This window comes from Pseudomonas aphyarum (assembly GCF_028657055.1).
GTDB classification, from domain to species: domain Bacteria; phylum Pseudomonadota; class Gammaproteobacteria; order Pseudomonadales; family Pseudomonadaceae; genus Aquipseudomonas; species Aquipseudomonas aphyarum.
Genome location: NZ_JAMDGS010000002.1, coordinates 575,993 through 597,627, shown reverse-complemented (window position 1 = coordinate 597,627; position 21,635 = coordinate 575,993). Strand labels below are relative to the sequence as shown.

Annotated in this window: 15 protein-coding genes; 5 read left to right on the top strand and 10 right to left on the bottom strand. The window is 60.0% G+C overall.

Features of this window, described 5'->3' with window-relative positions; translation table 11 throughout:
* Positions 1–12 precede the first annotated feature (12 nt).
* Positions 13–4,113: a Tc toxin subunit A-related protein gene (locus M5G18_RS04450; protein WP_273899262.1), complete on the top strand. Its 4,101-nt coding sequence runs from the start codon at positions 13–15 to the stop codon at positions 4,111–4,113.
* Positions 4,110–8,429: a hypothetical protein gene (locus M5G18_RS04445; RefSeq protein ID WP_273899263.1), complete on the top strand. Its 4,320-nt coding sequence runs from the start codon at positions 4,110–4,112 to the stop codon at positions 8,427–8,429. Before M5G18_RS04450 ends, M5G18_RS04445 begins: the two co-directional genes overlap by 4 nt.
* An 8-nt stretch (positions 8,430–8,437) precedes the next feature.
* Here M5G18_RS04445 and M5G18_RS04440 read toward each other — a convergent pair whose 3' ends face one another.
* The 6 genes from M5G18_RS04440 to M5G18_RS04415 are packed head-to-tail and all read right to left on the bottom strand — an operon-like array spanning position 8,438 to position 15,157.
* Positions 8,438–9,769, bottom strand: a complete 1,332-nt coding sequence (locus M5G18_RS04440) for a DUF58 domain-containing protein (protein WP_273899264.1) — start codon at positions 9,767–9,769, stop codon at positions 8,438–8,440.
* On the bottom strand, positions 9,766–10,767 hold the full coding sequence (locus M5G18_RS04435; protein ID WP_273899265.1) for an AAA family ATPase: 1,002 nt from the start codon (positions 10,765–10,767) through the stop codon (positions 9,766–9,768). Before M5G18_RS04435 ends, M5G18_RS04440 begins: the two co-directional genes overlap by 4 nt.
* On the bottom strand, positions 10,764–11,930 hold the full coding sequence (locus M5G18_RS04430) for a DUF4350 domain-containing protein (RefSeq protein WP_273899266.1): 1,167 nt from the start codon (positions 11,928–11,930) through the stop codon (positions 10,764–10,766). Before M5G18_RS04430 ends, M5G18_RS04435 begins: the two co-directional genes overlap by 4 nt.
* The gene (locus tag M5G18_RS04425; protein ID WP_273899267.1) at positions 11,927–13,471 is read right to left on the bottom strand and encodes a DUF4129 domain-containing protein; all 1,545 of its coding nucleotides are present in this window, start codon (positions 13,469–13,471) and stop codon (positions 11,927–11,929) included. Before M5G18_RS04425 ends, M5G18_RS04430 begins: the two co-directional genes overlap by 4 nt.
* On the bottom strand, positions 13,458–14,435 hold the full coding sequence (locus M5G18_RS04420; RefSeq protein ID WP_273899268.1) for a stage II sporulation protein M: 978 nt from the start codon (positions 14,433–14,435) through the stop codon (positions 13,458–13,460). The genes M5G18_RS04425 and M5G18_RS04420 overlap by 14 nt, the downstream gene beginning before the upstream one ends.
* On the bottom strand, positions 14,432–15,157 hold the full coding sequence (locus tag M5G18_RS04415; protein WP_273899269.1) for an RDD family protein: 726 nt from the start codon (positions 15,155–15,157) through the stop codon (positions 14,432–14,434). Before M5G18_RS04415 ends, M5G18_RS04420 begins: the two co-directional genes overlap by 4 nt.
* Before the next feature lie 180 nt (positions 15,158–15,337).
* On the opposite strand from M5G18_RS04415, the gene sbcB reads away from it, so the two are divergent.
* Positions 15,338–16,768, top strand: a complete 1,431-nt coding sequence (gene sbcB, locus M5G18_RS04410) for an exodeoxyribonuclease I (RefSeq protein WP_273899270.1) — start codon at positions 15,338–15,340, stop codon at positions 16,766–16,768.
* Positions 16,769–16,869: 101 nt separating this feature from the next.
* On the opposite strand, the gene mvaT is transcribed toward sbcB, so the two are convergent.
* Positions 16,870–17,247 (bottom strand): histone-like nucleoid-structuring protein MvaT, encoded by a 378-nt coding sequence (gene mvaT / locus M5G18_RS04405; protein WP_007951234.1) that lies wholly within the window; start codon positions 17,245–17,247, stop codon positions 16,870–16,872.
* A 339-nt stretch (positions 17,248–17,586) separates the two neighbouring features.
* Between mvaT and purU the strand changes: the two genes are divergently transcribed.
* A complete protein-coding gene (gene purU / locus M5G18_RS04400; protein WP_011335666.1) occupies positions 17,587–18,435 on the top strand; it encodes a formyltetrahydrofolate deformylase in 849 nt (282 codons plus the stop codon).
* 59 nt (positions 18,436–18,494) lie between these two features.
* Positions 18,495–18,671, top strand: a complete 177-nt coding sequence (locus tag M5G18_RS04395) for a hypothetical protein (RefSeq protein ID WP_007951232.1) — start codon at positions 18,495–18,497, stop codon at positions 18,669–18,671.
* Here the strand turns inward: M5G18_RS04395 and M5G18_RS04390 are convergent.
* Genes M5G18_RS04390 through M5G18_RS04380 form a run of 3 tightly spaced genes read right to left on the bottom strand, consistent with a single transcriptional unit; the run spans position 18,655 to position 21,531 of the window.
* Positions 18,655–19,653, bottom strand: a complete 999-nt coding sequence (locus M5G18_RS04390) for a glucosaminyl phosphatidylglycerol flippase (RefSeq protein ID WP_273899271.1) — start codon at positions 19,651–19,653, stop codon at positions 18,655–18,657. The two genes, M5G18_RS04395 and M5G18_RS04390, sit on opposite strands and share 17 nt — an antisense overlap.
* Positions 19,650–20,426 (bottom strand): N-acetylglucosaminyl phosphatidylglycerol deacetylase, encoded by a 777-nt coding sequence (locus M5G18_RS04385; RefSeq protein WP_273899273.1) that lies wholly within the window; start codon positions 20,424–20,426, stop codon positions 19,650–19,652. Before M5G18_RS04385 ends, M5G18_RS04390 begins: the two co-directional genes overlap by 4 nt.
* Positions 20,419–21,531 (bottom strand): N-acetylglucosaminyl phosphatidylglycerol synthase, encoded by a 1,113-nt coding sequence (locus M5G18_RS04380; protein ID WP_273899274.1) that lies wholly within the window; start codon positions 21,529–21,531, stop codon positions 20,419–20,421. Before M5G18_RS04380 ends, M5G18_RS04385 begins: the two co-directional genes overlap by 8 nt.
* Positions 21,532–21,635 lie beyond the last annotated feature (104 nt).

Below are 21,635 nucleotides of genomic sequence, written 5' to 3'. Positions count from 1 at the left end.
CAGGAGACGGTGATGCTCAACAAAACTTCAGGTGAGTTGTCAGCCCTGCGCCGCAATGCGTTGATTGATTTCTGCCTTCACGCCAAACATGAAAAGGCCGAGCTTCCTTTTCCGATGAATACCCAATCGGCGGATGACCTTTGGGAATGGCTGCGCTCCGACCCGCTGGACAGTGACGAGATTGAAACCTCGTGGGTGGCGGAGGCTGTGAGCTGTTTGCAGGCTTACATTCTTGCGGTGCTCCAGAAGTTTGAACCAGGGTACGACGGGCGGGAGTTCGATCCTGATCTTCTGGAGGAGTGGGAGCTGACCAGCAGTTACGGGCTGTGGTCGGCAAGCAAGCTGCTGTTGTGCACACCTGAGGATTACATCACGCCTTATGTGCGCATCCGTAAAACCGGGTTGTTCAGGACTCTTGAAAGCTATGTGAATCAGACCTCGATCACTGACGATTCTGTGCTCAAGGGCGCGCAGCGCTACCTGCGCAGCTTTGAAGAAACCTGCAATATGAATGTCCTGACCGGTTATCTGGGTGGAGCCAATCCGCTGAACACGCGTTATTACCTGGTGGGCAGGCAACGCGTTGCACCTTTTGGCTGGTTCTGGCGTGAAGCGCACATTGAACTCGCGGTCGACTCGTCATCGGTCAACCCGACAGCGTGGCGAGAATGGAAACCTGCCGACATTCCCACCGATGACACCGTGCTGGACTGTCGGATGGTCTATTGGGAAGGGCGGCCGTGCATGGTCTGGGCCCAATGGCGTCCGGGGGTTTTCGATAACGAGGGTCAACTGCAAAGCCTCCATGAGCTGGAAGTCATGGTGGCGTTCATCGCGCTGGACGACAGCTGGTCACCACCCATTCGCTTGCATCTGCTGAAGACGGACAAGGACGTATCGAAGGGGTGCCGGTTGGTCGCGGTGGTTTTGCGCGACGAGATCGATACCTCGTATCCAAAGGGCAGGCTGGCGGTGCATGTGACCAATGCCCAGCCCAAAGTCGATACGTCGTCAGCGCTGTCTGTCGCGATCTATGAAACCCGTGACTCGCTGTTTCGCAAAGTGAAGGATGAAACGGCGGTCATGGATTACCTGGCCAATCACTTGTTTGTCGAGCGCCGTACGCTTCAGCAAAAAATGCGGCCTCAGTTGTTTCCGGCCGTTGACAGCCAGATCACCAAGCCCGGCACGCTGGCCGAGTACCTGGGGATCAAGGCTTACATCGTGCGTAACAGCCCTGGCGAGCACTCACTCTGGGTTCAGGGGCATTGTGCTCATGTCTCGCGTGGCGATGGCACAGGGATAGATTTCACGCTGGCCGTCAAGTTCTCCACCGGTACCGACCCGGAGCCATTGACTGACAAGTACCCGCCTTCCGGTGGATGGGCAACCAAATGGCTGGAAATCAAGCGGTCGGCGTTCAACAGCAGCACAATTACCGTGACGCTGACAGGTGCCGCAAACAACGGTGCGCGAACCCTCGTCCTGACGGTTCCCGCCACGCTCGGTGAGCATGGACCTCTGCCGTATATCCATGACACCGATGCGCAGGGCGCCCAGTTTCTGGCCTTCAATCAACCGCCGTCTGTTCTCACCCTGAAATACGTCCGGCTCAATACGTTGATCGGCCACGATCTGGTGTTGCGCTCCAGTGTATCGATTGGATCGTTGCTGGACTGGGCGACGCAGTTTCCGAAGGAACCACCCTTGCCCGAGGGCGAGGTCGAGCCGAACGGTCCGTTTGATGGCGCCAACGGTTTGTTTTTCTGGGAGCTGTTTTTTCACTTGCCGCACCTGATTGCCGTCCGGCTACGTGACGAGAGCCGTTTTGAAGCGGCCCAGCGCTGGTTGCATTTCATATTCGAGCCGCAGGCGCCCGCGAAACCGGCGCAGGGTGATACCCCGGCAAGACCGCAATACTGGCATTGCCGGCCTCTGGACGTGGAAAAGCCCGACATCGCCTATGAAGTCTTCGCTCCGGGAGATCCCGATGCCATCGCCTATTCATCGCCCTGGCATTACCAGATCGTGATTTTCCTCGAGTACGTGAACATCCACATCGCCTGGGGCGACTGGCTCTTTCGCCAGATGACACGAGACAGCCTGACGGCCGCCAAGCTGCAGTATGTCCGGGCCCGATCGCTGATGGGGGCCAGGCCGGATACCCGTAGCGTCAATCGCTGGGTTGCAAAGGAGCTTGGTGAGCTCGTGGAAGAGATGCAGAACCGATCGGCCCTCGCGGATTTTGAAAAGACACTGCAGCTGCCGGAAAAGGGTTTGCCGGTCAGGGCTGCGCGTAAGCAGCATATGGGTGTCTACGGCACGTCCTCTTTCAAGATACCGGTCAGTCCGCGTTTGCTGACGTTTTTTGACCTGCCTGATCAGCGTATCGACAACATCCGTCATGGTCGGACAATCGACGGCAAGCTTGCATCCATCCCTCTTTTTACTGCTATGGATCCAAGTGAGTTGTTGAACCGCCTGGCAGCCGGTAGCGCGGGACCGGTGCGACCGATGGGCGGGCAGTTGCGAGTGGCGGTCTATCGCTGGGACGTACTGTTCAATGCGGCGTTGCAGATGGTGCAGCACTTGCAGGAGCTGGGGAACGAAGTACAGCGGCTGCTTGAACAGCAGGATCGTGTCCAGCAGGAGACGTTGGAGCGACACCATTTGACTGTGCTGGGCGAATTCACTCGCCGTGCACAGGAAGAATCCATCGCACGTGAGGTCGAGAGCCTCACGGCGCTGCAGCACAGCAGAACCATGGCCGAAGAGCGTGAGCTGCACTACGCCGATCTGTACGACAAACACATTTCACCCGATGAGTTAACAGTCATGGAGCACGTCGAGCAGGCCTCGCGCTTCATTTCTCTGGCCACCGGTTTCCAGATGGGGGCGGCGGTCATCCATGCGTTTCCCAACGTTTTCGGAATGGCCAATGGCGGTCATCAGCCGGGTCATCTGGTGAGTGCCGTAGGGTTTGGCTTCCAGATTGCTGCAGACGTGCAGCGCGCCAATGCCGACAAGACGGCCACCTCCGAAAGCTATCGCCGCCGCCGAGAGGAATGGCGGCTGCTGCGTAATCAGGCCACTGCTGAAAAGAATGCGATCAGTGCCCAGATTGCGGCCCAGGAACGGGCCATCAATGCAGCAAGGATCAATCTGGAGCACACCCTTGCCGCGAATAGTCAGGCGCTCAAACTGTTCGAGTTCCTGCAGACCCGTGCGACCAATCTGGAACTTTACCAGTGGCTGATGGGGCAACTGCAGACCTTGCACTTTCGGGCATACGACGCCGCCATTGCGCTGTGCCTGAGCGCTCAGACAGCCTTGCGAGCGGAAACCTGCGAGTTCGATGCCTATCAACTGGACACCGATGTCTGGCGCGACCAGCGGCGCGGCTTGACGGCTGGCGTGACATTACAGGCCGGTCTGTTGCGAATGCGGTCGGAATATTTGCAACGCCGGGAGCGACGCCAGGAGATCGTCAAGACCGTTTCGCTGCAACGGCTGTTCGATGATCCGACGACCCGGCCGAAGGGGTTTGACAACTGGGCTGCTGCGCTGGACCACTTGGTGACAACGGGCACACTGGATTTCGAGCTGATTCAGCTGCTGTTCGATCGCGACTACCACGATCATTACTGCCGCCAGATTTCTCGCGTTGAGGTCAGTCTGCCGGTGCTCACCGGGCCCTTCGAAAATGTGGTGGCGAACCTGGTACAGGTTGGCAGTTATATCGCCACAAAACCGTCGAGCGAGTCTCTGGAGTATCTGCACTCCGGTGAGGGCGTTGCGCCTGTCGATGTGCTGATCAACCTGAGCAGCGGGCAGCAGGTTTCCCTGTCCACGGGGCTGGATGATACCGGTACGGTTTCCCTCAGAGCTGACGAAGGCATGACGCTACCGTTCGAAAACACCGGTGCCGTCTCGCGCTGGCAGATCGTGTTTCCCTGGCATTTGAAGCGAGAGCCGATGCTGTTATCGCTGACCGATATCGTGATCAAGGTGTTTTACACCGCCAAGGTCGGGGATCTGGCTTTCTCCAGAAAAGTACAGGAGCTGGTGAACGAGGCTGAGCGCAAGGTCGAGGCCAAGGGGACGCAATCATGAGCCAGAGGGGCATCGAATCGGATCACAACTTCGTGATGAACGGCGACATGACTGAGGGCTACGACCACTGGGATGATGTGGTCAATCCGGGTGGTGTAGGTATCCGGGAAGATCGATGGGAAGACACCCTCGTATCGATCATGACACTGACCCACCGCGCGGCGGTTCGGCAAAGGATGGTTGTGCCGATCGGACAGCAGGTTGATGTCCGTTATCACTTGCGGTTTCTCTATGAAAACACCTACCCGTCATCAGCCGGGCAAGTGGTGGTCAACAAAAAGGACAGCCCGGAAAAGTTTGTAATCGATTTGCCGGCGAAGACTCGATTACAAGATGCCGCACCCTCGGCGGTTAATCTGATCGAGCTGGAAGAAGTTTTGCCTGACGGGTTGGGTCTGCAAGCAGGAGATGAGCTTGTACTCAATCTGATCAGCCCGGTAAGGGCTGCGGGTGAACCCAGCTCTGTGGAAATTCGTTTGACCAGGATAGAGATAAAGCTGAATCTTCCGGCGCTGGAGCTGTTTGCCGTACTCAATGATGGCAAACGTTTCGACGCGGGCAACGTCCTGCCGATCTGCCTGGGCGCTACCGGGGATCAACGTCACAGGGTTTCTTTTGCGGTTGATCCTGAGAGTGTCTGGAAAAACCTTGAGGCCAACCTGTGGCTTGAAGATAACCCGCTGGAGGCCATTAGCGCCGAGCCCGAGTTGGGAAAGTCTCAGCTCATCGGTCTGGACTGGCTGCTGGATTGTCCAGAGCCGTCAGGCAAAGAGCCTTATGAACTGAAGGCGAAGATTTACAGCAAATACTCGGCGCCACCGTATTCGCTGTTGGTTTCCTGGGGGCATCACCTCTTGGAGCTGCTCGTACTCAAACAGGCCGAGACGTGCCCGGTCATCGAGTACAGCCAATCGGTGGAGCTGCAGGTTCAGGTCCGATCCTTTTATACCCACGCACCGGTAGCCAGCGAGGTGGTCTGGCGGGTAGAGGGTAAGGCCGGGAAGGTTCTGCACCGGGCACTCACCGATGCTCAAGGTCAAGCGACCTATCTGTACACGCCAACCGAGGAGGGGGTGAGCAGGGTTACCGCCTCGGTTGCCAGCCTTTTGTCCGAAAATGGCGAAGCGACGCGTACATTCGAGGTTCAGGCGTTTGCTATTGATCCTTTCAAAACCTTACAGGCTCGGTTCGATGGTGGGGCACCGGCTTTCTGGGGGGCGAAAACCCGCTATCCGGAGCGCGGTGAGCGCTTTCTCGTCAATCTGGACATTCCGGAGGGTCACCCTCTGAGTGGTGCTGAATTTTTCCTGATCTGGGCCGAGGGCGATTTGCCAGCGGACGTGGGGGCTACCGCTCAACCGGATTTCGGGGCTCCAGCGCCTGTAGATGGCGGTACAGTCCTCTGGACAACGAACTTCGAGGACAAGCGCGACGGCCTGTTTGACTGGGCCCTCGGTTGTTCCGAATTGCAGCATTCATCACCAGGCAATGCCCTGTCACTGGCGTACAACAGAGTCGAGATCGGAGAGACCTGGGGACCGAACAAGTTGCCGGTGGTGGACGAAAGCGAAATTGTCACCTGCATGGTGAAAGTGCAAAGGGGCGACAGACAACCTGTCAGTAACGTAGGCGTCGAGTTTGATACACCGACCGGAACGGTCAGATCCCTCACGGGCGTGGATGGCTGGGCAAGTGTGGATCACTCGCCGGCCAATGCCGGTGATTACGATATCGTCGCGCGGGTACGGCGCCACGAAGACGCGCCTGTGCAGGAGCATTCATTCGCCGTCAAGGCATTGTCCACCAGCGCATGGAAAGGGCAGGTCAACTTCTCTCTGGACGGAAATCCGATCGACCGGGTTGTGCAGGGCGTAATCTGCCGACGTGGCAGAGCGCACAAATTGCGGATTGATCCCGTTGCGGGCAGCAGCTTTATCGGCAAGTCGATTGCACTGCACTGGAATGCGAATACGCCCCTTTTGCCGAGGTTTCAGCTGAACCCGCAAGTCGGTGTCCCTCGGGTGATGACGAGTTCCGGCCTCGAGTGGGACATCACCTCGGGCACCGATCTCAGCGGGCTCTCGACATTGGCATTCAGCAGTTCCCATTTGCCGGAAATGCGCGAGTTTCCCTTGCGGCTGCTGGCCGCCGATCTCGCCAGTGAGGCCCGGGCGATGCTTGATCATGTCTCAGCTGAACCGGGTAAAGATACGTTGTATCCCTGCCTGAGGACGTCTCACCAGTCGATCCATATGCCATATGGGATCAGCGCACTGCATGGGCTGCCTGTGAAAATGGCGATCACACCCTTGGCACCGGGAATGGTGGTCAACCCACCACTGACTGAAGATGTCGTCATGACGGCCGGTGGTGCGCGCAGGCAACTGGACTTCACCGACAGCACAGCCGATGTCGAGATGACTCAGACCGCTACCATCGTGATCGATGGAGAGTCACTGACGATGCAGACTCAATTGAAGTTGGGTCATAACAAACTCAAGATTCTGGCCACGCGCGGTCCTGCCATTGATCCCGTCATGAGCAAGGGAGAGCGTGCCCGGGTCGAGTTTCGCTTGGGCTCGGCGTTCAATGATCAGCCGGTCGAGGGGGCGGAAATCGCGGTGCAGACCGGGAGTGCCGGGCCGGTTTCCTTGCGGACAGACGCCGATGGCTGGGCACGGCTCGATGTTCTGCCGAGTCAGGCCGGTGTAAGCCCGATTACTGCTGTTGCTTCGAATCCTTACGATGGGTCAACGGCGGAAACCGGGGCGCAGCTCACAGCCCTGGCAACGGATCCCTGGCTGGATCTGGATGTTTCCGTGAGCGATTCACAGCGGTATGCGTGGGCAGAGAAGGCATTTTTTCCGAGGCGCGGTGAGGCCTTCGGTTTCCGTCTTTTTGCGAGAGATGGCAGCCCCTTGCTTGATCAAACGTTGGCGCTGGGTCTGGTTAATCCCGGCCGGAGTGAGGTCGGGCTCGAATTCAATCGGGTGTTGGGTGAGTTCCACGCGTTGGATGAGCAGGGGCTGGATTTTGAGTTCACGGATGGAGATGTGAAGGATGCCAGTGTGTCTTTGCAGTTGGCTGCCTCTCGCTTGCTGGAACGATCTGCTGTTCAGCACCTGTCTTTGGGAAGTCAAGTCCTTGTCGCCCGGATTACCTCGACAAGTAGTGTTCTTGAGGTCGTTGATTGGGGAGCAACAGTGAACGCTGAAGTCACCGTAACCCATGCGTTGACCGGAAAGGCCATGAGAGGTTTGCCGATCCGGTGGGAGCTGGGGGAGCAGGAATCGAGAGAGACTTACACCAGCTATCGGGGTGTCGCGCGGATCAGCTTTGTTCCTCGAATTGCGGGACCAGGTATCGTCACCGCGACTGTTGCGGGCGGTGCTGATTCGGCTTCAGTCAACTTCCGCTACTCAATGAATGAACCGTGCCGGATCGAGGAGTTGGTCGTTGATGTGCCGAGCGGTCAGCCCGGGCAAAAAGTGTTGGCGCATGTATTAGTGGTTTCGGCCCTCAGCGGGATGGTTCTGTCAGGGATCGAGGTGGGCTGGCGGCAGGGCAGTCAAAAACTGGATTCAACGTTCACTGATGCACAAGGCAAGGCATCGATCGAGTTCTGGATGGTGCCAGGTGAAACCCGATTGATCGCATCGGTTCGAAGCGGTCTGGCCGGCAGCAATGTGAAGTCGTTGATACTGTCAGCCCAACAGGATGAACTGGTCGTTGAAGAACTGACCAGTGACAAAACCGAGGTCTGGCTGGGTGAAACCCTGACAGCACAAGCTCGGGTGCTCTATGAGCGACACGGGGGAGTCGCACCAGGTGTCCCGGTGGTTTGGCGTTTTCCGACTATGCAGTCGCGCACGTCCATGACCAATGTAAATGGGCTTGCAGAGGTGAAAGTGACGCCTGCGTTTGTTGGTTTGCATCAGTTGGCTGCCTATGTCCGGAATGACTCCGCCGGATCGAAGACCTTGAATTACGAGGTTCTTGATCCGCTTGACTCTCCTGACCATGCGGATATCGAGTCTGTGACGGCTTCGATCAGTCCGGTGCTCGTTAACACATTCACCACTATGACCGCGCTGATCGTGGCAACCAGGTCCCGACAACCCATGGCGAACAGGAAAATCTTCGTTTCCAGAAATGGGCAGGCAACCCAGGAAACAAGCACTGACAATCAGGGCAAGTTCACGCATTCCTGGTCGCCGATTTCAACCTCTGATCAGGTTTCTCTTTGGGTCACCCTGAAAAACCCCGGCGGTAGTTCGGTCAGCAAGGGGGTGACTGTGCCTGTTGTGGACCGCTGATCCGGCAGTCACAAGGCCTCGCTTTTTTTCCAGGCCAGATATCGCGTCACCAACTCTGCGCCCAGTTCCGAGGGCCGTGCATTGATGATCGGTACTCCGTGAGTCCTCAACTGCTCATGGAGTCTTGCCGTGCCGTTCAAGTAATCCACCGTTGCACAATAGGCCAGCGCATCCGTCAGCGATTGAACCGGAGTCAGCCGCACGTCTTCGAGTCTTTCTTCGTACAGGCTTGCAATCAGTACACGGTGTTGCTTGCCCAGTTGTGTCATGGCACTCAGCAGTTCTTCATCGTCTTCATCCCGCACATTCGTCACCAGCACCACCAGCGCCCGACGCTTCTGCCTGGCCAACAACTGATTCACCGCCGCTGGATAATCCGCCGAACGCCGCGTGCTATCCAGATCATAAACTCCGTTGAGCAATACCTTGAGTTGCCCCGCCCCTTTGACCGGTGCAATAAACCGCGGCTGATCACTGGCGAAGGTGGACAAACCCACCGCATTCCCCTGGCGCAACGCCACATAACTCAATAGCAGACACGCATTCAACGCATGATCGAAATGCGACAGCTCGCCGTCCTGACTGCGCATCTGTCGCCCGCAGTCGAGCATGAAAACAATCTGTTGATCCCGTTCGTCTTCGTATTCCCGGGCAATCGGTGTGCGGTGGCGGGCGGTGGCTTTCCAGTCGATCTGGCGCAGGCTGTCGCCTTCGCGAAATTCGCGCAGTTGATGGAATTCCATCCCTTGGCCACGGCGTTGGCGCTGGCGCACGCCGAGCTGGCTGAGCCAGTTGTCGACCGCCAGCAACTGGCCGCCGTAGAGGCGGGCGAAGTCGGGGTAGACGCGGGTGTGGTCGGTGATGTTCAGCAGGCGTTTGCCGGACCACAGGCCCAAGGGGCTCGGCAGGTTGAGTTCGCAGATTTCGAAGGTGAAGTGGCCGCGCTTTAGCGGGCGCAGGCGGTAGCCGATCAGGCTGCGCTGGCCGGGTTGCAGCTCGGTGGAGAGCGGCAGGTTTTCGTGGCTGAGGCCGTCGGGTACGTGGTCGAAGAGTTGAATGGTCAGTGGTTGCTCGAGGTCGTGTTCGACCTCCAGCCGGATTTCGCTCCAGCGACCGAGGGCCAGGCTGCCGGGCATCTGTCGTTGCACGCGGGGCGAGGGCAGGCGCTTGAGGCGCAGCGCGTCCAGAAGGCTCAGCGCAAACAGCGCCAGCAACAATCCCCAGTTGATCGACAGCAGGCTCGATGGCACCTCGACGTCCAGCGCCTGCAACGCGCCCAGCACAATGCCGATGGCCAGCAGGATCGCCAGCCAGATCAACAGCAGGCGCGAGGGTTTCACAGGCGCGGCGCCGGTACTTGGTCGAGCAGTTGCTGAAGGACTTGATCGACTTGCAGCCCTTCGATGTCCAGCTCCGGCGCAAGGCGTACGCGATGGCGCAACACCGCCAGTGCGCAGCCCTTGATGTCGTCGGGAATCACGAATTCACCGCCGCGCAACAGGGCCCGGGCGCGTGCGCAACGCACCAGTGCAATGGAGGCACGTGGCCCGGCGCCGAGGGTCAGCCCCGGCCAGGTGCGGGTGCTGCGGGCCAGGCGCACGGCGTAATCGAGCACCTGATCGTCCAGCGGCAGATCGCTGGCGATGCGTTGCAGGGCTTGCACGTCCTTGGCCTGCAACACGGTGCGCAGTGGTTGCACATCGAGCATGTCGGCGCGGGTCGAGCGACTGACCTGTCGCACCATGTCCAGCTCCTGATCGGCGTCGGGGTAATCCATGCGCACCTTGAGCATGAAGCGGTCGAGTTCGGCTTCCGGCAGCGGGTAAGTGCCTTCCTGTTCGATCGGGTTTTGCGTGGCGAGCACCATGAACGGCTGGGCAATCGGCAGGGCCCGGCCTTCGAGGGTGACCTGACGTTCCTGCATCGCTTCAAGCAGGGCGGCTTGGGTCTTGGCCGGGGCGCGGTTGATCTCGTCGGCCAGCAGCAGGTGGGTGAACAGCGGGCCTTTGCGCAGTTTGAATTGTTCGGTCTGCAGGTCGTAGACCGCGTGGCCGGTAACGTCGCTGGGCATCAGGTCCGGGGTGAACTGAATGCGCGCGAACTCGCCGCCGAAGCATTTTGCCAAGGCGCGTACCAACAAGGTTTTGCCGAGGCCGGGAACGCCTTCGAGCAGCACGTGACCGCCGGCGATCAGCGCGGTCAGCACGTCGTCGATCACAGCGTTCTGGCCGATCAGCGCCTTCTGCAATTCACCGCGCACCGCTTGCGCCAACTGGCTGGCGCGCTGGCGTTGCTGGGCCGTGTGGCTGGGCGAGCCGGGTTCGATGTGTTCGGTCATAGCATGTTCCTCAAGGCTTGCAGGTGGGCGACCTGACGGCAGAATTCGGCGCTGGACATACGCCGCTTCGGTGCCGGGCTCAGGGCCTGGCTGATGGCACGGGTCGGTTGGCGGGTCAGGCGCGACAGCACCAGCCATTGTTCGGCGACGTTCAGTTGGTCGAAACCGGGATGACGGTGACGGGCGCGGCGCAGGACGTCCTGCTGCAAGGCTTGCAGCAAGGTCTGTTGACCGTTGTGACGCAGGATGAAATCGGCACTGGCGCGCAGGTGCTCCATCAACTGCCGACGACCACTTGGGGCGGGCGCCTGCACCGGGCCGTGACGCACGCCGACATGCCACAGCCACAGACCGATCAACGCCAGCAAGGCGACGATGGCTTGCGGGAAATAGCGCCAGAGCAGGGTCAGCAGACCGTCGTGTTCGGTGTTGTACAACAAGGTCACGGCCGTGTCGGCGCTGAGATACCAAAGCAGCCAGGCATTGTCGTGTTGCGCAATGGCCGGGGTTTTCCACAGATCGGCATCGGTGACCACGGTGATCGTGCCGAGGCCGAAAGCCAGTTGCATCATGTGCGTGGCTTTCGCGCTGTTGGCCCAGGCCTGGGCGAGGTTTTTCGGGTCGTCGAGGTGGAACGCGGTGTCGAACCCGGCATAGGCCGGGGCGCCTTCGTCTTCAAGATAGAGCTTGGTCAGATTGGGCCAGGGATCTTCGGCGGCATCCGGCGGCGTGCCCTTGAGATCCTTGGTGAAGGATTGATGCAGTTGCACGCGATCAAGCAGCAGGTCGTTGCTCTGGCCGGTCTTTTCATCCCAGATCGATTCGGCGACGAACACCAGCCTTCCGCCGGCCCGGGCCCAGTTCAGAACCTGATCGACCTGACGCGGTGTCATTTTCGAGCGGTCGTTGAACATCAGCAGCGTGTGCTGGCGCGGATCGATGTCGGGCAAAACGGCGAGGCTTTCAGCATGGGTTACGTCGATCCCGCGCTCACGCAGAAACATCTCCGCCGCCAGATAGGGATTGGCTTGTGCAGCGGGGGACGGGCCGTGATCGACCTCGGCCTGGTAAGGCGTGGCCTTGAGGTACAGATAAATGCCCAGCGCACCGAGCAGGGCGACGATCAGCGCGCCACCCAAAAGCCAGAGCACGCGCCGGTTCAACGGGCGACTCCGTGGCCGAACAGGCTGCGCCAGCCGTCACACAATTCCTGTTGCAGATGGGCCGCCGGTACGCGGTGCCCGTAGGCCATGTTCTGCCAGTGGCCGGTGAGGTGACGGCTATAAGTGAGCAGATCCGGACGCTGCAACTGTTCGATCCGGGCCAGCACTTCGTTTTCGGTGTCGGCAGGTTTCAGGGTCAGGTTGAAGTCGTGCAACAGATAACTGAGCAGAGCCCGGTACAGCAGACCCAACGCTGCGCGCGGCTCGGTTTGCCAGAGCTGTTCCGCGTGACTGGCGATGTCATCGGGCAGGCTTTCCTTTTGCAGGTCCAGACCGAAGGCTTGTTGTGGCAAGGGCTTTTTGATCTGTTCGGGCAAGCGCGGACGGCGGCCGACGAACGCTTGCAGAAAATCCCGATAACGCCAGATCAGCCAGCCGAGCCCGGCGATCACTGCGCCCCACAGCACGACTTCGATCGCCTTGGCCAGACCGTCGAGGTGTCGGCCGTCCAGCCAGTCGAGCAGGGTTTTCAACCATTGCGGTGCTTCGCCTTCCCTGGGTTTTTCGGCAGCCGCGGGATCCTCACCGAAGCGATAACGGGTGACGGTTTCCTTGTTCTTGAACGGCGGTTGTTCGAGCAAGGCCTTGATGCTGTTGCGGGACGCCTCGCTGGTCAGCGGCTGATTCAACAGACGCGGTGCATCCGGAGCAGTGGCAGGCTCGGCGGCCCAGGCTGAGGGCACGCCCGGCAACAGCAGACACGCTACCAGCAGCAAGCCGATCACGCCGCTGTTCAAACGCTGGCGCAAGCGGCGGAACACCAGTTCGATGTCCCAGGCTTCGAGGACGGTGCGGCGGTTCAGATACAGGCTGAACCCGCAGGCGACATACACCGGTTCCCAGATCACCAGGATCAGCGCATAGAACGCATTGGTCAGATGCTCCAGCCAGCGCCATTCGTAGTCGGCCGCGAAGATCAGGCTTTGCCAGTCCCAATCGGTTTCGACCTGTTGCGGCAGCAGCAGATAGAACAACACCATCAGGCCAATCCAAAGCGCCGTTTCCAGATGCACGCCGATGATCGTCAACCACTGCGCGGCGCCGGCATTGCGTTGCAGCAGCACTTGTAAACGCTGCTGGCGGGCCGCGCCGTCGAGGCCTTCGAGTTGCAGCACGGGCAGCAGGAAGCTGCGACTCAGGCTGAAGCGGCGCCAGGTCAGGCTGGCGAGCAATTGCGGCTTGAGCAGGCGCGGCCATTGGCGCAAGGCCTGTTTCAAGGTGGGTGTTTCGCCGAACAGCGCCTTGGAGAGGATGTACAGCGGCAAGCGTTCGTACGCCGGTTTCAGCCACCAGAAGATGAACACGGCGAGTGACGGTGAATCCCACAGCAACAGGCTGAGCACCGCGAACAGCGGCAGGGTGACGATGGCCCAACTGGTTATCAGCAGGCGTCGATGTTGCTGGCTCATGAGCACGCCCAGGTCCATGGCTTCCCAGGTGGTGCGCGGACGGATCGCCACGGTCGCATCACTCAGGCGCATGGCGGGTCCTTCCGGCGAACAGCAGATAGATCGCCACGCAGAGCCAGAGCCCGGCGCCGACCAGGTATTTGGTCTGCGGCGTAACCCCGGTGCGCGACGACCAATAGGCTTCGATAAACGCGGCGATCAACAGAAACAGCATCACGCCACAGATCAGCAGGATGCTCTGGCGCGCCGCAATCTGCAGGGCCTCGATTCGTGTCAGGCGTCCCGGTGCGATCAACGCCCAACCCAGTTTCAGTCCTGCCGCACCGGCCAGGGCGATGGCGCTGAGTTCGAACGCACCGTGCCCGATCACGAACGACCAGAAGGTCTGGCCGAAGCCGATCTCACTGAGATGTCCGGCCACCGCGCCGATGATCAGCCCGTTGTAGAACAGGAAAAATGCACTGCCCACCCCCAGCAGCAAACCGCTGGCGAAGGTCTGAAAGGCGATGCCGATGTTGTGCATGATGTAGTAGCCGAACATCACCCAGTCTTCGCTCGCCGCGCGCTCGGCCGAACGCCCGAGATGGCCGGCGGCAGGGTCGTACATGCTTTGCATCTCGCGCACCTGATCGGCGGGGATCAGGTTGTAGACCAGCTCCGGAAACAGGAAAACCAGTAAACCGAAACCGGCCAGACTGCCGAAGAACAACAGGGCGGCGGCCAGCACGAAGCGCCATTCGGCGCGCACCAACCGTGGAAAGCCGGCGAGGATGAAACCCAGCACGTTCGCGCCGAGCTGGCTGCGATGCCGGTAAAGCTGTTGATGCCCGCGCAGCACTTGCTGTTGCAAGGAGTCGACCAGAAAACTGCTATAGCCACGTTCCTGCGCCAGCGCCAAATGCTGGCAGAGTCGGCGATAGGCCTTGGGAAATTCCGCTACCTGCGAGGTGTCCTTGCCCCGTTCAAGTCGTTCGACGGCGAGGGCAAAACGCTCCCATTCGGCCTTGTGGCGGGATTCGAAAAGACTTTGCTTCATGTCGGACCCAACAGGCTGCGAGCGATGCCGTTGAGTTCATCGACGGCTTTCGGCGCGCTGATGTGCAGTGGCTGAGCGAGCAATGCAGCGAGTTCGTTGACCCGCGCCGTCGACAGTTCGCCCTGGCGTTCGGCGAAAGCGAGCAGGGCGCGTTGTTCAGTCAGGGTCAGCGGGATCGGTGAGCGGCGCGGTTCGGCATCGGGCAATTGCGGGCGCTTGAGCGGGCGTTCGCTATAGATCACCAGCGTGCCGGCAGCGATGTCGCCGAGGCGTTTGAAGGTCGGGTGTTGCAGGCAACTGATCGCACCGAGGAAATAGCCGAACGGCATCAGGTCGACAAAACGCAGCAGGTTGCGCAGCAGCGACGCCGACCAGCCGACCGGTGTGCCGTCGTCGTGCACCACCCGCAGACCCATCCATTGTTTACCCGGCGAGCGGCCCTGACGCAGTACTTCGAACAACACCATGTACCACCAGCTCACCACGAACAGCAGCAGTGAGCCGAGGCCGATACCGAGTTTACCGAGCAACGCCAGCACCATGAGCAGCAGGCCCAGGATCAGCCCGCGAAACCCCAGATCGATGGTGAACGCCACGGCACGCACCATCAGGCCAGCGGGACGCAGCGGCAAGTCGACGCCTTCCGGCGTTTCGACCTGGTGCCGCGTGTCCAGTGGCGGGGCCAGCGGTGCTTTCCTTGGCGGTGCTGTGGTCTCGAGCATGGGCTACCTGATGTTGCCGGATCGGGATGCAAGTGCGTCCGATGCTAGCAGTCTCTCGGGGGGAAACGACATAACTATGTCATACACATCCTTCAACCAAAGGTGACTGAATGATGCGGCGCTGGCCGCGACCGCAGTCGAACGCCTAGACTTTGCCGATCTTCAGTTCAGGAACCGCCCGTGACTTCCATTTTCTGGTACGACTACGAAACCACCGGCATCAATCCCCGATGCGACCGCCCGTTGCAGGTGGCCGGGATCCGCACCGACCACGAACTCAACGAAATCGACGCGCCGGTCAATCTCTACTGCCAGCCCAGCGAAGACATCCTGCCGCACCCGGCGGCGTGCGCGATCACCGGCATCACCCCGAGCCGCCTCGCCGAACAGGGTTTGAGCGAAGCCGACTTCATGACCCGGGTCCATGCTCAGCTCGCGGCTCCCGGCACCTGCGGCGCTGGGTACAACACCCTGCGCTTCGACGACGAGATGACCCGCTACAGTCTGTACCGCAACTTTTTCGATCCCTATGCCCGTGAATGGCAGGGCGGCAACAGTCGCTGGGACCTGATCGATGTAGTGCGCGCCGCCTACGCGTTGCGCCCCGATGGGCTGGTCTGGCCGACCGATGACGAAGGCAAGGTGACGCTCAAGCTCGAACGCCTGACCGCCGCCAACAACATCGACCACGGCAATGCTCACGAAGCCTTGTCGGACGTTCGCGCCACCATCGCCCTGGCCCGGTTGATCCGCGAGAAGCAGCCGAAGCTGTATGACTGGCTGTTCCAGTTGCGCAGCAAACAGAAGGTCATGGACCAGATTCGATTGTTGCAACCGATGGTGCACATCTCCGGTCGTTTCTCCGCTGCGCGCAGTTATGTCGGCGTGGTGCTGCCGCTGGCCTGGCATCCGCGCAACAAGAACGCTTTGATCGTGTGTGATCTGCACCTGGATCCTCAGGGTCTGCTCGACCTGGATGCCGAAACATTGCGCCAGCGCCTGTATACCCGGCGTGACGACCTGGCCGAAGGCGAGTTGCCGGTGCCGCTCAAGCTTATTCACATCAACAAGTGCCCGGTGGTGGCGCCGTTGGCGGTGCTGAGAGCTGAAGATCAGCAGCGTCTGGGTCTGGACATGGCGTTGTATCAGGCGCGTGCATTGCGACTAAGTGACGCACAACAAGTTTGGAAAGATAAAGTCTCGGCGATTTATGCCAGCGAAGATTTCACTTCGAGTGAAGATCCCGAACAACAGTTGTACGACGGATTTATCGGTGATCGCGATCGTCGTTTATGTGAGCAAGTGAGGACGACCGATCCTGCTCAATTGGCGCGAGAGCAATGGCCGTTCGATGATGAACGTTTGCCTGAATTGTTGTTTCGATATCGAGCACGTAACTTTCCCGATACGTTGAATTTCGAAGAGCAAGAACGCTGGAAAACCTTTTGCCGGCAACGCTTGTCCGAGCCGGAGTGGGGTGCGCCTAATACCTTGCAATCTTTTGCCGAGGCCATGGAGCAATGGCTGCTTAGTGCTGCGCCGATGCAGACCGAGGTGTTGGTTGAATGGCAGAACTATGTCCAGGCATTGCGCAAACGTTTGGATCTTTGAAATCGAACATGTCCGGCGCTTGAATGCCGGGCATAAAAAAACGCCAGCATTCGCTGGCGTTTTTTTGTGTCACAGAAGCGCTCTGCGACAAGGGTTGCGGCTTAGCCCAGCAGGGTAGCCCAGCCTTCAACCACGTCACCGCCCCACTTGGCTTTCCACTCTTTCAGAGTTTTGTGGTTGCCACCTTTGGTTTCGATGACTTCGCCGTTGTGCGGGTTTTTGTATTGTTTAACTTTGCGAGCACGCTTGGTGCCGGTAGTTTTGGCTGCGCCACCACGTGGTGCTTTGGTTTTGGACTCTGGATCCAGCAGCGCGATGATGTCGCGCAGGGATTTGGAATATTCGCCCATCAGTGTGCGCAGTTTGCCTTCGAATTCCAGCTCGGCTTGCAGTTTGTCGTCTTGCGACAGGTTCTTCAAACGGGCTTGCAGCTCTTTGATAGCTTCTTCGGTGGCACGATATTCGTTGATCAAGGACATGATTACTACCTTATGTGGGAGTGCGCGATGGCAGGGGACAGTGCGGCAATAATAGTCAGGCTGTTTCATCAAGTAAACATTTAACCGGGGTTTTTATTTGAATTAGTTACGTTGAAAAGCCCTGAATTGAATGTTCAGTTAAATATTGTGATGGAGTCTTCACAGATATTCACACAAGCCTGTTCATGCATGGCTACTACTGCGCCATCATTCTGGCGTTTACGGGCGTCAAAAAAGCTGCGACGGGCTGCCGTGAGGCTCAGAGGGTCATCAATACTGCAGTTTTCCCGCGCAGTCGCTAGAATGGCCGCCTTTGCGAAGTTCTGGAGTTTCCCCCTCATGCGCACTTTTCGGCTGGTGATTTCTTGCCCGGACCGCGTTGGCATCGTTGCCAAAGTCAGTAACTTTCTGGCGGCCCACAATGGCTGGATCACCGAAGCGAGCCACCACTCGGATAACCAGGTCGGCTGGTTCTTCATGCGTCACGAAATCCGTGCCGATTCCCTGCCTTTCGGTATCGAGGTGTTGCGCGAGAAGTTTGCACCGATCGCCGAAGAGTTCTCGATGGACTGGCGCATCACCGACACCGAGCAGAAAAAACGCGTGGTGCTGATGGCCAGCCGCGAATCCCACTGCCTGGCTGACCTGCTGCACCGCTGGCACAGCGACGAACTGGATTGCGAGATCTCCTGCGTGATTTCCAACCACGACGACCTGCGCAGCATGGTCGAGTGGCACGGTATTCCTTATTACCACGTGCCGGTCAATCCGCAGGACAAACAACCGGCCTTCGATGAAGTGTCGCGCCTGGTCAAGCAGCACGACGCCGAAGTGGTGGTGCTGGCGCGCTACATGCAGATCCTGCCGCCGGACATGTGCCGCGAATATGCGCACAAGGTCATCAACATTCACCACAGCTTCCTGCCGTCGTTCGTCGGTGCCAAGCCTTACCACCAGGCTTCGATGCGCGGCGTGAAGCTGATCGGTGCGACCTGCCACTACGTGACCGAAGAGCTGGATGCCGGCCCGATCATCGAACAGGACGTGGTGCGTGTCAGCCACAGCGACAGCATCGAAGACATGGTGCGTTTCGGCCGTGACGTCGAGAAGATGGTGCTGGCCCGTGGCCTGCGTTATCACCTGGAAGACCGCGTGCTGGTGCACGGCAACAAGACCGTGGTGTTCTGATTCAGGTGCGCTCCCACGCAGAGCGTGGGAGCGATCCATGGACCTTGGGGGAGTTACCGATGAGCGATCCACTGGACAAAGCCACTTCCAAGGCACCCGCCACCCTCGGCGAGGGTTGCCTGAGCCGCTATGACCCGGATGACCTGAGCCCGGAGGACGGCACGGAGTTTCCCGGCGCTGCCGAACTGTGGGAACAGCTCAAGGACGAAGAGGATGACCTCAAGAAGCCTGTCTGACGCTCAGCAGTTTTTTCAGCAACGGCCGGCCCAGCATCAATAGAAACACCGGACCACCGACCACCAGATAGAAGTAAAACGTCACCACCCGCCAGATCAGGATCGCCGCCGCCGCGGTCGATTTGCCGACCATTGGTGCCAGCAGCGCCGCCGAAGTCAATTCCGCTGCACCGGCACCGCCCGGCAACAGGCTGAATTGCCCCGCACCCAGCGAAAGCATCTGGATCAGAAACGTCCAGGCCCACTGCACATCCGCCCCCAGCCCACGCAACGCCAGATACAGCACGCTGTATCGCAGCGACCAATGCACGCAGGTCAGGACGAACACCTTGATCAACGTCTGCCACGGCAATTTCAGCGCATCGGTGAAAGCGGCCAGAAAGTGCAGCAACTGCCGCGCCCAGCGCCGTCGGGTACGCGGTTCGACGTTCATCCCGGCCAGCAGGCGCCCGCTCAGGCGAATCAATCGACGGTGATAACGCGCGACCAGCACGCAACTGAACAGACCACCGGTCAACGACAGGGCACTGACGATCAGCAGCCATTCCATACGGTCGCTGAGATGCTGGAACAGCGCGTAGATCAGGATCCCGCTCAGGGCGCAGAGAAAGAACAGCAGATCGCTCAACTGATCCATCGCAAACACGGCACTGCCCCGGGCCGGGCGCACGCCGCTGCGCGCCAGCAGCGCCATGATCGTCAACGGCCCACCGCTGCCGCCGGGCGTGGCGCACCAGGCAAATTCGGCAGCCATCACCACCCCAAGGCTTTTGACGGGCGTGACCCGGTCACGCTGATCGCCGAGCAACAGCCGCAGGCGCAAGGTGTTGATGCCCCAGCACAGCAGAACCATGGCGAACATGATCAACAGCCAGCGCAGCGGAAAGGCTTGCAGGCGCCCCCAGGTCTCGCCGCCCCCGAGCAGGACGGGCACCGCCACGGCCACCAGCAGGCCGATCAGCAACAGAATGCCGCGGCTCAAGCGGCACGCTCGGCTTGAGTGCGCTGGCGCGTCAGCCAGTCGATTTTGGTCATGGGCACGCGTCCGTCCGCCAACAGTCGTTCAAGGGTGCGCCACCAGTAATCCCGGGAAAAGCGGTGGCGCATGTCCACCGGGTGCAAGCCTAGACGAATCACCGGCGCCTGACGCCAGCGCTGCTCACGCTGTTCGCTGATGAACTTCGACATGCCGCGACGCCAGGCACTGCGTGCGCTCCAGACCAATCCCGGAGCCTCGACCGCGGTGAATTCCGGCAAGTGATAAAGACGCTGCGGATCGCTGGTGTAGCGCAGTGGCAATTCGCGCAATGCCTGGCGCGTGCCGGCGCTCATCAACCAGGCCGGGGCGACGAAACCGTGCAGCGGCCAGTCGTGGCGCCGAAACAGATCGATGCCCGGGCGCAGGCGGGCGAGGGTGGCTTCACGGGACAACTGATAGAACTCGCCTTCGTGGGTGTAGATCCGGCGCATGAACCAGTCGTGCGCGGTGCGCGGGCCGGGTTCGGTGTCTTCATGAAAGTGGCCGTGCAGGGCCAGTTCATCGCCACGTGCGACGCGCTGGTCGAGCATTCGGCAAAAATCCGGATGGGCTTCAAGAGCATCGTGTCGATGAAAGTCCGGGACTACCAGCCACGTCATCGGGACGTTGCCCAACCGGTCAACGGCTTCGACGAACGCTCGATAATCGGCCCACGTGGAGGGCGCCACGTCATGCAGCACCAGCATCAGCGCCGGGCGCTCGTGAAATTCAGCCATTGACCACCCGAGGAACCGAATCGCCGAGTACGGCGTGATAATGACCCAGCAGGCTGTCGACCACCGTGTCCCAGGCGTAATGCCGTTCGACATGCTGGCGTGCCTGCTTGCCGAGTACGCCAGTTCCGCGACTGAACAGTTCGCGTACGGCATTGGCCATGGCCTGCGAATTGTTCGGCGCGCAGAGCAGGCCGCAGGATTCGCTGACGATTTCCTCGAACGCCCCGGCCGCCACCGCCACCACCGGAATGCCGCAGGCCATGGCCTCCAGAATCACCAGGCCGAAGGTTTCCTGATCGCCGGCGTGGATCAGCGCGTCGGCACTGGCCATCAGCCGCGCGACCTGCGCGGCCGGGCAGAACCGGTCGATTACGCTAACGTTGTCCGGGAGGGACGCCGGCATCGACGAACCGACCAGCAACAGGTGATAGCGCGGGCCCAGGCGTTTCATGCAGTCGAGCAGCACCGGCAGGTTTTTCTCTTTGGAGCCGCGACCGGCGAAGATCAGCAGGCGCGTGTCCTCGGCGATCCCCAATTCGCTGCGCAATCCGGCGTCGCGGGCATCCGGGTGGAAGGTGTGCAGATCAACGCCCAGCGGTTGCACGAAGACATTGCGCACGCCCAGCCCGCTGAGCTTGTCGGCCATCACCTGGCTGGGCGCCAGCACCCGGTCGAAATTGCCGTACAACTTGCGCACATACGCATCGACATTCGGCGTGACCCAGTGGCCCATGCGGTTGCCCACCAATAGCGGCAGATCCGAGTGATAGAAGCCGATCACTGGCACATCGAGTTGTCGACGCGCATCGAGCGCAGCCCATGCGGTGAGGTACGGATCACCAACTTCGATCAGATCAGGCTGCAGATCCTGCAGGACGTTTCGCCAAGGGGCCAGCCGCAGGGGGAAACGATAGCCTTTGCCGAAGGGCAGGGCGGGGGCGGGAACCGTGTAGACGCCATCACGTTCGCCGAAATCCGCGCCGGGAATCAGTAGGCTGTGGCGGATGCCGGGTTTGCCCCCCAGCCGACGGTGCTTGGCATCCAGATAGGTGCGCACGCCGCCGCTGGCCGGGGCGTAGAACATGGTGATGTCGGCGATATGCACGGTGAACGTCCCTCCGCGTTGATCTCCCTTGGTTGACCTTTATCAAGAATAGATGTTCGGTCGGGGTTTCGCGGTGGGGGGCGGCAGGGGGATTTGTGGTGGGG